This window comes from uncultured Bacteroides sp. (assembly GCF_937912035.1).
Classification (GTDB): Bacteria; Bacteroidota; Bacteroidia; order Bacteroidales; family Bacteroidaceae; genus Phocaeicola.
The window spans coordinates 15,590-29,625 of the sequence record NZ_CALDPF010000045.1; the positions used below are offsets into that span (position 1 = coordinate 15,590).

The window sequence follows — 14,036 nt, forward strand, 5'->3', positions numbered from 1 at the left end:
TTCACATCTACAAACGGCTTTTGATTTTTAAGTAAAAAGTTATCAGAAATTATAGTTCAAGCTGAGGCCAAACACCTTGTTGGTACGGCTGTAAATGTCTGTTCCCGGGAGTTTGGTATTGTTATAGTTGTCAGTAGTTTTGCTATAGTCACTGTAATTAGTCCAGAAGTATGCTATATCCATGCTTAAAGACTGACTTAGATAAACTCTGGCTCCGAAACCTAATGAATATGAATCGCAATAGAAGCTTGTGTCTGTCTGGAATTCATCGCTAAGGCCGTAGTTTGTTTTCTGGAAACCGCCGCTTAATGTAAGTCTTTTGATAACATCCCATTCAATACCTGCCAGATATTCATGAGTTCCATGTTTCAGTGTTTTTTGGCGATCATTAAGCATTCCGGCATTTTTGTCATCGAAGAAATGATATTCTACTGATGCGCGTAAAGTGGGAAGAATCTCGTATTGAGCTGCAACACTTAGGAATGCAGGTATGTCATTCGGAGTCTGTTCGCCATTGGCGTATGGCTTTATTACTTCTTCAGGAATACTCTTTGGTACATCCAGTACTTTTGTCTTATTCTCTATATTTAGATTTGTTTTGAACTCGTATTTTGCTGCGAGATTTAGTTTTCCTAACTTTGCATCAATTCCTATTATAGGAGTGACTCCCCAACCGCTTTGCTGGCAGTCCAGGTTCATTGTCATAAGTTCTTTACCTCCGAGGGCTTCAATGAGGTTGGCTTTCAGGAAACCTTCATAACTGCTTTTTACGTAGTTCATTCTTCCTCCAACGTATGCCGACAGCCAATCATTAATCTTATAAGAAAGTCCTAACTGAGTTCCGAATATATATTGAGTTCCGTCTAAAGCACTGTTTATGTTTACTTTGTCTGCTCCGACAGGTTGTCCTGCCGCTGCTGTTTGTTGGAAAATACCAGCTTTTACAAGCGAGTTGAACATTGGAAGGCCGTTATCAAACGATGCTTTACCTCCACCTCCTGTAATGGCAAATCCGGCAGAGATAGTCCAGTCTCCCTTTTTATACAAGCCTTGGAATGAAGGAATGAATGGAGCAGATGCAGTTCCTTTATAGTATTCATTAACGTCCATTAATTCAGGTGTAGTAGGAGTGCTCATGCCCTTGTATGTTTTATAACTGGCGTTTATTTCCCTTGTCTGATATGCACTTTGTCCTGTAAGAGACAGATAGAAGCCATCTTTTTCAAGGAAAGAAAGACCTGCAGGGTTACTGTAAACTCCGTCAACATCTATTGACGCTCCACGTGCTGCCATTCTTAAAAATGCAGCATGTTGGTTTGTATTAGTCAGATAATCTCCTGCGAAAGTTGTGTTTGAAACAATAAGCGCCGTTGCGCCTAATAATAAAAATTTATTCATTTAGCTTTAAAAATTGGTTAAGGAGCCGCAAAGGTATTGTTTTTGTTTGGTATATACAAGCTTTTTTGATTGTAATGCAATAATATTGATGTGGATGAAATAGTTTTAAGTGAAACAAAGTCTCCTATCGGACATGGGGATACATATATAATATTATATGAAATTATGTATTGAAGAGTTCTTTTCGTATCTTTGCTGCATATTTATAATATAGAATAAACATCGTGTATGAATATGTATTCCAATAAAGAAATCTGGCGCGTTACTTATCCTATACTTCTCGGGCTGCTTGCCCAAAATATTATCAATGTTACAGATACTGCTTTCCTCGGACACGTAGGTGAAGTGGCTTTGGGAGCTGCAGCAATGGGAGGTCTACTATATATCTGTGTCTATACAGTGGCATTTGGTTTCAGTATAGGTTCGCAGATATTGATAGCACGCCGCAATGGCGAAGGAAACTACCGTGATGTCGGTCCGGTTATGATGCAGGGCAGTATGTTCAGCTTCCTTATGGCTGTAGTGCTTGCTGTAGTTATGTATATTTTTGCCGGTCCGCTGATACGTATGCTTATAACTTCCGATACTATATACGAAGCTACATATCAGTTTTTTACATGGCGTATATGGGGATTCCTTTTTGCTTTTCTCAATGTAATGTTCAGGGCTTTTTATATTGGAATTACCAATACGAAAGTCTTGACTCTCAGTTCCGTTGTGATGGCACTCGTGAATGTAGTACTCGACTATGGTCTGGTGTTCGGTGAATTGGGATTGCCTGAGATGGGGGTCAGAGGTGCAGCTTTGGCTTCCGTTATAGCAGAAGCGTCATCACTGGTATTCTTCCTGATATATACATATTGCAGGATTGATCTTAGAAAATACGGTTTCAGACGTTCGTTCAGTGTTGATTTCAGCATGGTGAGTAAAATTATGAGCATATCGTCGTTTACAATGATTCAGTATTTCCTTTCGATGGCTATATGGTTTGTATTCTTCATGGCCCTCGAACGCTTGGGGCAGAGGGAACTTGCCATAGCCAACATTGTGAGGAGTGTGTATATAGTTCTTCTTATCCCTGTTCAGGCTCTTGCCACTACGGCTAATACACTTGTCAGCAATCTGATTGGTGCGGGAGGAACAGATAAGGTTGTGGCTTTGCTTCATCGCATAGTCCGTGTCTCTTTCCTTATAATGGTGGTTTGTGTTATTCTGACAGTACTGTTTCCAGACCTAATACTCTCGGTGTATAGTGGCGACCCTACGCTGATTTCCGAATCTGTTCCTGCACTGTATGTGGTTTGCGGTGCGATGATGATAGCCTCGCTTGCCAATATCTATTTCAATGGAATTTCCGGTACGGGAAATACGCAGGCGGCGTTGGTATTGGAAACCGGAGTTCTGATATTTTATGCGCTTTATGTAGTGATTGTAGGTATGGTTTTACGTCAGCCTGTAGAGATTTGTTTCACTACCGAAGTGGTGTATTATTCGTTTATGTTGTTTTTCAGTATTATATATTTGAAAAAAGCAAAATGGCAGAATAAAAAGATTTGAGGGAAAAGAGCCTGTTTTAATTTTGCACGCTGTTGTTTTGATATTTATTTTTGAGGATATTTTTCTGCTTTAATGAGAAGCATAGCGGGCTATGCGCCGATTGAAAGCTGGGAAATAGACCAAAAAGAAACTCAAAACAAAGCGAAAAATGGGTTATAAACTCTTTTTTATGGAAAATTAAAACGGGCTCTAAGTTTTTTTATGTATTTTTGCACCCCGTTGAAATAGAAGAAATTAAGAAAAATCCAAATAATATATGTTCGATAATTTAAGTGAAAGACTTGAGAGGTCGTTTAAGATATTGAAAGGTGAAGGTAAAATCACCGAAATCAATGTTGCCGAGACTCTGAAAGATGTACGTCGCGCCTTGCTTGATGCCGACGTGAACTATAAGGTTGCGAAAAACTTTACAGATACAGTAAAGGAGAAAGCCTTGGGACAGAACGTGCTTACAGCAGTTAAACCAAGTCAGTTGATGGTTAAGATTGTTCATGACGAACTTACCAAACTGATGGGTGGTGAAACAGCTGAGCTTGAACTTAAAGGACGCCCTGCAGTGATACTTATGTCAGGTCTTCAGGGTTCAGGTAAGACTACTTTCTCAGGAAAGTTGGCACGTATGCTGAAAACCAAGAAAAACCGTAAGCCTCTGTTGGTAGCCTGTGACGTTTATCGTCCTGCAGCTATTGAACAGCTGAAGGTACTTGGACAGCAGATTGAAGTTCCTGTTTATTCAGAACTTGACAGTAAGGATCCTGTACAGATTGCTTTGAATGCAATCCATGAGGCAAAAGCTAAGGGCTATGACCTTGTTATTGTCGATACAGCCGGTCGTCTTGCTATCGACGAACAGATGATGAACGAGATTGAGGCTATCAAGAAAGCTATTAATCCTGATGAAACACTGTTCGTAGTCGATTCAATGACAGGTCAGGATGCTGTAAACACAGCACGTGAGTTCAACGAACGCCTTGATTTCAACGGTGTAGTTCTTACTAAGTTGGATGGTGATACTCGTGGTGGTGCCGCACTTTCTATCCGTACTGTAGTTAACAAGCCTATCAAGTTCGTAGGTACAGGTGAAAAACTTGACGCAATCGATTTGTTCCACCCTGCACGTATGGCAGACCGCATCCTAGGCATGGGTGATATCGTATCACTCGTTGAACGTGCACAGGAACAGTACGACGAAGAAGAGGCCAAACGTCTTCAGAAGAAAATCCAGAAGAATCAGTTTGACTTCAATGACTTCCTTACACAGATAAACCAGATCAAGAAGATGGGTAACATCAAGGAACTTGCTTCTATGATTCCTGGTGTGGGTAAGGCTATCAAGGATATTGATATTGACGACAATGCGTTCAAGAGTATTGAAGCAATCATATATTCAATGACTCCAGAAGAACGTACTCATCCTGAAATCCTTAATGGTTCTCGCCGTATGCGTATCGCAAAGGGTAGTGGTACGAACATTCAGGAGGTTAACCGCCTTCTCAAGCAGTTCGACCAGACTCGCAAGATGATGAAGATGGTGACTGGCAGTAAGATGGCTGGTATGATGCAAAAACTTAAGAAGAAATAATACGCATTCATTTTGAAATACTAATCGGGCTGAATACCGTTTGAACAGTGATAAAGCATTGTTTAAATGGCATTCAGCCTTAATTTTTTATTTATTAAATATTTATCTTGCAAGAGGGAACGATTAAACAGAAATCAATTTCTGCATAATATATTTTGTTTCAGATTGCCGAAATACCTCTTTTTGTCAAGATGTTTCATTTAATATTAAAACATTAGGATAATTTGTTTTCATTTTATATTTTTGTGGATAATTAATCATATAATCAATAATCATTTAATAACGACTAATCATGGGAAACGAAGAATTAATTAAGCTTTGTATTGAGAAGGCACAGAAATGGTTGACACCAGCATACGATGCCGAAACTCAGGCAGAAGTAAAACGTATGATAGAAAACGAAGACAAGACAGACTTGATTGAAGCATTCTATAAAGATCTTGAATTTGGTACAGGTGGTTTGCGTGGTATCATGGGCGTTGGCTCAAACCGCATGAACATCTACACTGTAGGTGCTGCAACTCAGGGATTGTCTAATTATCTTAACAAATGTTTTGCAGGCAAGAAAGATATTTCTGTAGTTGTTGGTCACGACTGTCGTAACAACAGCCGTCTGTTTGCTGAAATCTCTGCAAACATCTTCTCTGCAAACGGTATCAAGGTATATCTTTTCGACGATATGCGTCCAACTCCTGAAATGTCGTTCGCTATCCGTCACCTTGGCTGCCAGAGCGGTATCATCCTTACTGCTTCACACAATCCAAAGGAATACAACGGTTACAAAGCATATTGGGATGATGGTGCACAGGTTCTTGCTCCACATGATAAGGGTATCATCGACGAAGTTAACAAGATTGCTTCTGCTGCAGATATCAAATTCGAAGGCAACAAAGACCTTATCCAGATTATCGGTAAGGATGTAGATGATGTTTACTTGGAAAAAGTTCACTCAATCTCTATCGATCCTGAAGTTATCAAACGTCAGAAAGATCTTAAGATCGTTTATACTCCTATCCACGGAACAGGTATGATGCTTATTCCTCAGGCTCTTAAGATGTGGGGATTCGAAAATGTTCACTGCGTGCCTGAACAGATGGTCAAGAGTGGTGATTTCCCAACTGTAGTTTCTCCAAACCCTGAAAATGCTGAGGCTCTTACACTTGCTATCAACCTTGCTAAGAGCATTGATGCCGATATCGTTATGGCTTCCGACCCTGATGCTGACCGTGTTGGTATGGCTTGCAAGAACAGCGAAGGAGAATGGGTACTTATCAACGGTAACCAGACTTGCTTGATTTTCTTGTACTATATCATCAAGAACCGTATCGCTATGGGTAAGATGAAGGGTAATGAATTCGTTGTAAAGACAATCGTTACTACTGAACTTATCAAGGCTGTAGCTGATAAGAACAACATTGAAATGTACGACTGCTACACTGGTTTCAAATGGATTGCACGTCAGATCCGTCTGAACGAAGGTATCAAACAGTACATTGGTGGTGGTGAAGAAAGCTACGGATTCCTTGCTGAAGATTTCGTTCGTGATAAAGATGCTGTTTCTGCATGTGCTCTTCTTGCTGAAATATGTGCTTGGGCTAAAGATCAGGGCAAGACATTGTACGATGTATTGATGGAAATCTACGTTGAGTATGGTTTTTCTAAGGAAGTGACTGTAAACGTTACTAAACCAGGTAAGAGTGGTGCGGATGAAATAAAGGCTATGATGGACAACTTCCGTGCATGTCCTCCTAAGGAACTTGGCGGTTCCAAGGTTGCTCTTGTTAAGGACTACAAGACTCTTAAGGCTACAGACGGTAACGGTAATGTAACAGACATCGATATGCCGGAACCATCTAATGTGCTTCAGTTCTTCACAGAAGACGGTACTAAGATTTCTGTACGTCCTTCAGGAACAGAACCTAAGATTAAGTTCTATATGGAAATCAAGGGCGAAATGGCATGTCCTAAGTGCTATGCCGGAGCATGCGCAGACGCTGAAGAAAAGATTGAAGCTGTCAAGAAATCTCTTGGTATCTGATAAGGTGTCTTGCAAAAGTTTTGCAATGCTTTTGCAAACGATTTTCAAATAATATTCAGACTGCATCGGATGATGATTGTGAGAACAATATCGTCCGGTGCAGTTTATTTTTTGTTAAAATCCTGATAACCCTAAGTCTATGAGTGTAGAAAATACATTACCTTTGCATCCCGGTAAAAAGTACAGGATATATGGCAAAGTCTAAAGAGATGACATCCGGGGCTCCTCTGCCTCTTATATTGAATTTCACAGTTCCACTCTTATTGGGAAATCTGCTTCAGCAGACATATTCGTTTGTAGATGCTGCGATAGTGGGTAAGTTTCTTGGTATCAATGCACTGGCATCTGTAGGTGCTAGCACGTCTGTAGTGTTTCTTATCCTTGGCTTCTGTAATGGATGTTGCGGTGGTTTCGGTATTCCTGTTGCTCAGAAATTCGGTGCACGCGATTATGTCACTATGCGCAGATTTGTATCTGTCAGCCTGAAACTGGCAGGAGTGATGTCTGTTGCCATTGCTATTGTTACGAGTCTGCTATGTGCCTATATCTTGAAATGGATGCAGACGCCTGATAATATCATGGAAGGAGCTTATCTATATCTTTTGGTGACTTTTATCGGTATTCCGTGTACATTCTATTACAATCTTCTTTCCAGTATAATACGTGCATTGGGCGACAGCAAGACACCGTTCTGGTTTCTTCTAATATCTACTGTACTGAATATTGTTCTTGATCTGGTATGTATCCTGGTGTTGGGATGGGGTGTTGCCGGTGCTGCTATAGCCACTGTTGTTTCGCAGGGAGTATCGGCGCTGATGTGTTACAAATATATGTATCGCAAGTTTGACATTCTTAAAACTGCTCCTGCCGACAGACGTTTCCGACCAGAATTGGCGAAACAGTTGCTATACATAGGTGCACCTATGGGGCTCCAGTTTTCCATAACAGCCATTGGCAGTATAATGCTTCAGAGTTCCAATAATGCTTTGGGTACGGCATGTGTGGCGGCATTTACGGCAGCTATGAGGATAAAGATGTTCTTCCTTTGTATGCTCGAAAGTCTTGGTATGGCAATGGCTACATACAGCGGACAGAACTATGGAGCAGGAAAACCGGAGAGAATATGGCAGGGTGTTAAAGCATCAATGTTGCTTACTGTTGCTTATGTAGCAATGGTGAATCTGGTCTTGTGGAATTTTTCTGAAGAGATAGCCATGTTGTTTGTCGATGCTTCTGAAACAGAAGTATTGGCCGACACTGCATTGTTTCTGCATGTATCGGCTTCATTCTTCATATTTTTGGGTATGGTATGTATATTCAGATATACCATTCAGGGAGCCGGTTATACCCAGCTGTCTATGCTTTCCGGAGTGGCTGAGATGATAGCCCGCATATTGGTCAGCGTAGTGGCTGTTCCAATGTGGGGATACTGGGCGGTATGCTTTGGTGATCCTGTGGCATGGATGTTTGCCGTGGCCTTTCTTCTTCCGGCATTCAGATATGTATATCGCAGGTTATGCCGTATAGTGGAAAAGGAGAATACTCTGCATACAGCTTGATTTAGTTTTTCACTTTCATCCTTTTCCATATGCATCGTGGTATGAGTCTCCAGAAAAATACCAGGATAGCGTACTTCCAGTCAATGATTGCTACCCGTTTATGTTTTCTTACGGCTTTAACTATCAGTTTGGCTGCGTATGGCGTTTTCATCAGCATAGGATAGTTCTTGCCGTCGTTAAGCAGACTTGTAGCGACGAATCCGGGGCGTATGTCCGTAAAACGGATATCCAGCTTTTGCATAGTGGCAAGTTGCTCTAATGCATCAATATATGTATTTTGAAATCTTTTTGTGGCAGAATATGCAGGCGCTACGCCCAAACCTTTCGTTCCGGCAATGGAACTTATCACTGCAATATGTCCTCTGCCTTTTTCTCTGAAATATCTGAAAGCAGTACCTACCAGTCTGGTAAATCCAGTCCCGTTTGTTTCAAGTGTATTCAGTTCTATATCGGCATCAAGTCTCGCATTCTGGTATCCTATACCAGAACTGTGGAAATACATATCCATACCGCCAAGTTCGTCAATCAGAGATAAAAGTGCCTTGTCGGCATTGCAGTCCTTTACGTCTATGGCTTTTATACATACCAGTCCTGGAAATTCCGACTGTAATTTCTTCAGGTTCTCTTCCCTGCGTCCTGCCACTCCCAGTTTCCAGCCATCTGCAAGCAGAAGTCGTGCCACTTCATAGCCTAATCCTGAAGTAGCTCCCATAATTACTGCACGTTTCGTATTGTTTGTCATTGCTGTTCTTTATCTGTTTGATTTTATTTCGTAAATAAATTCCTTATATTCAGGAATATTAGTGTTTTTCCCTAAATAATATTTTGCTATCATTGGCATCTGCTCATTCAGGCTGATGAACTCTCTCCCCAAATGGCTGCAGAATGCCATATATGAATTTCTGTTAACCATGTTTCCTGCATCATCCCTGTATATGGTGATGTAGTGGTTCGTTGGACGTGCGTGTACAAGTTGGTTTATGTGCATGGCAAGATGTCTTGCTTCAATAGGAGATATGCAGCCCATAATGTTCGACATATTGAATATAACAAGTTCAGGAAGTACGGAGTGTGATTTCCAGAAACTGTCACTTACAGACGTGATGCGTGGATGTAAGTTCCATTTCACGTGTCTGTAGTTTTCTGAGGTGAGAAATCTTTCGCTCGTTTGTCCCATCTCTTCCGTGGGGTATATTCCCAAGTAATATATATCCGTATGGTTCAGCTGCCTGCACAGGTCTATGAAAGCCAAGCCTGATGCAGCCGATTCATATGATATATCGCAGAATACCACTCTGCCCGAAACATTGCGTATGGCATTCCTCAGCCAGTTTCCACAGTCCTCGTACATTGCCATGGCAGCCGAGTATTGTTTTCTCATTTCATGAAAGTTGAACAGTAGGGCGTAGTCATCTGCTTTCAAGCCGTGTAAAGAGTTGAAATCTGTTCTCCCGTATGAAATCAGTTCCTTGGCACGTGCGACATCCATTCCTGATAAATGGACATTCTCCGAATATTGTCTTTCTATAATGTCCTTGAATACATGTTCAAATTCCGGTTTTATGGAATATGATTTATCCTCCGTTTCCCAGTTCATGTCGTATGAAGGTATAGTAAAGTTACCTTTACAGAAGTCATCTGTATTGGTATCAATAAATCCATTGTTCATGCGGATATATTCCATTAGTTTATAGAACGTGATGTTTGCACTAAGCACCTGCGGATTGCCTGTCATTATCATCTGCTTTCTGGCACGGGTGATGGCTACATTCAGTTTCCTGTCAATGATTGCATCTTCCTCGCGGAAAGTATTCGATGTAAGGAAATTCAGCTGGCTGGTATTTCTTACGGTGAAGGAATATATTATAATGTCCCTTTGGCTTCCCTGATATCTTTCTACAGTGTCTATTGAGATATTCATCAGTTCCGGAATGCCGAGAGATGAAATTTCCTTTCTTATCATTGCTATCTGGTTGCGATATGGCACAATGATTCCTACCGTTTTGTCAGCATTGAAATAGTTTTCCGTCAGACTATAGATTCTTTGCAACAATGCGGCTATAATTTTTGCCTCGTTTATGTTGGCTTTATCTGATGATGCTGATATATTTTCCGGGGTAGGTGCAGTGATGAAAATCATTCTTCTTGAAGTTAGAAGCTTTTCTATCATATCCGGATTTTCCGGAATATTTGCATACGGCAATTCCTCTTCCTGATGGGGTAGAGGTACACATTCCAGACACTCACGGCTGTAGAATGTCGTGTTAGGGAATTCGGCGATTGCCGGATGCATTCGCCCCTGTTTCCTCAATACGCTTTTGGCTTTTTCATCACTCTGTCTGTACAGTCTTTCGAACAGAGAGTTTCTGCAATCATACAGTCCTATGGTATTCAGAAGAGGGTCTGTAATCTTTGCGCTTTCAGTATTTTGGAGTGCAATGGCAGGCAACTGTTTGTAATCTCCTATAAGCACGAACTTGTCTATTGCATTATAGTTGCCACTCCTGGCAGAGAGTATTCCTATCAGGTCTGGTTCAAGAATCTGCGAAGCCTCGTCTATTATTGCCATATCGAAGTGCTTTATGTCGAACAGATTGAGTCTGTTATTTATGGCAGTAGTCGTTCCTACGAATATCCTTGTATCCGAGATTCTCTTTTTGATATCAGTTAGTTTCGGACAGTCTTCCAACTGATTTTTCAGTAGGAACGGTTCGAATCTTTTGTCGCACGACATTTCATGCCCTATACGAATAAAAGGGGTATCGGATGCTATTCCGGAATCAACAAGCATGCTGCAAATCTCATCTACAGCCCTGTTGGTATATGATAATAACAGTATGGACGTATTTTTTTCTGAAAGAGCTTCTTCAACCATAAATCTCAATGCGCACGAAGTCTTGCCCGTACCCGGAGGGCCTACAAGCAGGAAGTAGTCTTCTGCCTGTTTTTCCTTGAGAATGATTTCATCAAAACGTCCATAGCTGCCGTTCAACTTTATTTCCTTATTAAACGATGCTTCTCTGGCCCCAAGGAGAAGTTCCTTTCTGTCTGTACGTGCAGAAAGGAAGGAGAAAAGCCCTCTTATTCCTGCCGATGAAGAAACGTCCGAAGAATCATGTTCTATGGCAAAGGTATCGTTATCTCCACCTATTATGTCCTTGTTCTGCTGTCCGTTTCTCAGTATTATTGTTATATTGTCGGGAGTTATTTCTGTTATATTTCCTTTCATGAGAATTTCGTCTCTCACGTCTGGTTTTTCTGTATATGGATAGAATATTATTATATCTCCTTTTCTGAAGTTGGGCAGGAAATCATCTCCTTGAGCAGATATGCTGAGTTCTATCAGGTCATATCCCTTGTTGGGAGAACTCTTGCGTTTATCCTTTATTTTCAGACCGGTAAGGATATTACCGTTTTCTATTTTCTCGGTCAACGGAGTGTTCCAAACCGAGGCAAATCCTCTGGATGAGTCGTCACTGCCGCCTGTGCGAGTCAGTACCGATTCCTTTGATATGAATGTAAAGAAACGTTGGAAATAAGCCTTTTCCAGTGGTGAGCAGTGTTTCAGGGTTTGAATCGTTTTATAAAGTTCAGGCTCCTGATAGTCGGTCCACAGTTTGTTGTGTACCTGTAGTTCGTTCAACAGGTCTGTATCAATTTCTTCTGTCACTTTCGAAATGGCTCCTTCGCTGAAAGCCATTTCGTTGCACACTATCATGTTTCTCAGTTTGATACTTTCACGGAAGAGTTTGTCTGTAAAGTGTTCAATAATAAGTCCGTCTGTATATCTGGAATAAAGCAGGAAGGTCTGCATATCTTCGGTTGCCTTTCCGAAATTATACATCAGAACACCCTGATACAGCATCATCTGTATGAAATGGTCTTCCTTATGCCTTTTGTTGTACTCATCCTTTTTGCCTGATTTTTGTTCTATCAGTACCTTGAAATCCTTCTGAAGCAAGTCCACACGTCCCTGCAAACCAAGCTTTTCGCATATAAACGATGCTTCAAGCATAACCTTGTTTCTGTCGAACGAAGGTATGCTGTGCGGAAGAATATCGTTTACGAAGGAACGGATATTAATCATCTGCGCCTGTGCCATTGTATGGAAATTGTCAGGTATAGGGCAGGTACAGAAATCAAGTGCCGAAGCCGAGAAAAATTTCTTCAGACTGCCTGCGTATGTCACAGGTTGTGTATTCCTTTCGTTTATATAATCGTCGAGAAACAGTCCGGCAAGGTTACCCATAAGTATGTGGTGAGTATTTGCTTTAGGCTTTATGCGGCTCATGAAAAAGTTCAACGGATGATGTCCGTACTCTCTGAAACATGAAGCCAGCGAACTGATGTCGAGTAGAAAGTCCGGATGCAGTATTATCAGTTCCGGTATATAGTGGTTTTCTTCATCTACTTTCACACCAAGCAGGTTTATCTGCATGTTTTCCTCAAGCAGATTATTCAGATACAGCATGTCGCCGTTAAATCCTCCCTTGGAATAGTTGATTACTATCATCGGATCTTCATCGCTGTCGGTAGATGCGAAAATAAGATTCTCGTTCCAGCTGTTCACTGAGGCTCTCACGTAAGGAATGTGCGAAAGGCGTATTCCGCTGTACGGGCGGTTGGAATGCGGTATCTGCGGAATTATGGATGCCGGTATATCCTCTTCAAAACCTAGTGATATAAATCTCACTATAGCTCTGAGGTCGTAGAGATATTCGTTCATGTCCGGCTGGAATTTATCACCCATTGCCGAGTTGCAGTTACGCCTCATAGTTTGTATGGCGTATCTGTCCGAAGGAGTCATCTTTTTCTCCTTGCATATAAAGTCCAGTCTGGAGAACATATTTGCAAATGAAGCTGTCACTCCTGTGGTTAGTTCGTAGCATGCCTGTTGCAGAACCTTATATAGCAAAATATACTTAGCCCGCAGGTTGTCTTGCGACGCTGCGGGCTGAGTATGTATTTTTTCTATTCTTTGAAAAAAATCAAAAGACTGTATATCTATATGTTCCGGTCTGTCTGTCATCAGTTTTCTGTTGAGTCTTCCAGAATATATTCAATTGTTGCCTTTTCAAGTCTAGGATACTGACTCTGATATGTTTCAGTCACATTATGTCGAAGAACCTTATATGTGTAATTGTTTTCAGTTTTATCAATCAGATCCAGTTCTATTTTGTTGTTTCCTGCCAGTGTTATGTCGAAAGTTAATATCTTGTTTCCGTTTTCCGGATCGTAAGATTCTTTCTGACTGAAAATTCCGGTTACTGCACTTGCGCCTTTTTGTGGGTATATGCTTACATTACCTCCGTTAAGTTCCTCTACAGTATAGGTAAATTCTATAGACCCTCCGGCCTTCATTATTGCGCTGTTTGTTATATCTTCTTCAATCATTTTTGTCTCATCCTGAGTCAATGCTCCTCCTATAACTTCAGTTGAGATATTATTTACATGGAATATGCGTGCTTGATTTTTAACGGTTATAACAAATCTGCTTTCATTCTTCTCGTAATCAGTAATGCGCATAATGCCGTTTCCTATCTTTACTGGAGTAAGCGATAATTTTTCTCCATTGTATTCATAGCTGACGATATCTTTGTTCTGATTTTCCAGTATATATTTTCCGTTGCCTCCCTTGATGTAGAAATCCTGTCCTTCTGTGAAAGCATCGATATATATGGTGTCGTTATTTGTAATATGAGTCTTTCCGTCAGCGCTGACTAATGTTATCGGAGCATAACTTTCACCGCAAGAGGCCAGGAAAGCTGTTAATAATATATTTGTAATTACAATTAAAGTTGATAATAGATTTCGTTTCATAATGTTTCGTTTTTTTGTTATTATGTCACAAAGATATATGTTTAAATGAAAAATCAAAAAGATATTTTATGGTAATATTCAA

Annotated in this window: 8 protein-coding genes; 4 read left to right on the forward strand and 4 right to left on the reverse strand. The window is 40.8% G+C overall.

What is annotated here, in order from left to right; translation table 11 throughout:
* Positions 1-42: 42 nt before the first annotated feature.
* Positions 43-1,398, reverse strand: coding sequence for a hypothetical protein (locus Q0486_RS13235; RefSeq protein ID WP_299234251.1), 1,356 nt, complete (start codon positions 1,396-1,398; stop codon positions 43-45).
* 234 nt (positions 1,399-1,632) lie between these two features.
* On the opposite strand from Q0486_RS13235, the gene Q0486_RS13240 reads away from it, so the two are divergent.
* The 4 genes from Q0486_RS13240 (at position 1,633) to Q0486_RS13255 (ending at position 8,134) form a co-directional block, all read left to right on the forward strand.
* The gene (locus tag Q0486_RS13240) at positions 1,633-2,955 is read left to right on the forward strand and encodes an MATE family efflux transporter (protein WP_299234325.1); all 1,323 of its coding nucleotides are present in this window, start codon (positions 1,633-1,635) and stop codon (positions 2,953-2,955) included.
* A gap of 256 nt (positions 2,956-3,211) precedes the next feature.
* Positions 3,212-4,537 (forward strand): signal recognition particle protein, encoded by a 1,326-nt coding sequence (ffh, locus tag Q0486_RS13245; RefSeq protein ID WP_299234252.1) that lies wholly within the window; start codon positions 3,212-3,214, stop codon positions 4,535-4,537.
* Between the two features lie 292 nt (positions 4,538-4,829).
* Positions 4,830-6,575 carry a phospho-sugar mutase gene (locus Q0486_RS13250; RefSeq protein WP_299234255.1) on the forward strand — a complete coding sequence of 582 codons (1,746 nt, stop codon included), beginning with the start codon at positions 4,830-4,832 and terminating at the stop codon, positions 6,573-6,575.
* A 191-nt stretch (positions 6,576-6,766) separates the two neighbouring features.
* Positions 6,767-8,134: an MATE family efflux transporter gene (locus Q0486_RS13255; RefSeq protein WP_299234257.1), complete on the forward strand. Its 1,368-nt coding sequence runs from the start codon at positions 6,767-6,769 to the stop codon at positions 8,132-8,134.
* Position 8,135: 1 nt separating this feature from the next.
* Here the strand turns inward: Q0486_RS13255 and Q0486_RS13260 are convergent, their stop codons facing one another.
* From Q0486_RS13260 to Q0486_RS13270, 3 genes are read right to left on the reverse strand one after another with little or no spacing between them, the layout of a single operon-like run.
* Positions 8,136-8,876 (reverse strand): SDR family NAD(P)-dependent oxidoreductase, encoded by a 741-nt coding sequence (locus Q0486_RS13260; protein WP_299234260.1) that lies wholly within the window; start codon positions 8,874-8,876, stop codon positions 8,136-8,138.
* A gap of 9 nt (positions 8,877-8,885) precedes the next feature.
* On the reverse strand, positions 8,886-13,163 hold the full coding sequence (locus Q0486_RS13265; RefSeq protein ID WP_299234264.1) for an AAA domain-containing protein: 4,278 nt from the start codon (positions 13,161-13,163) through the stop codon (positions 8,886-8,888).
* Complete coding sequence (locus Q0486_RS13270) at positions 13,163-13,954, reverse strand: hypothetical protein (protein WP_299234267.1); 792 nt, start codon at positions 13,952-13,954, stop codon at positions 13,163-13,165. The genes Q0486_RS13265 and Q0486_RS13270 overlap by 1 nt, the downstream gene beginning before the upstream one ends.
* Positions 13,955-14,036: the final 82 nt, after the last annotated feature.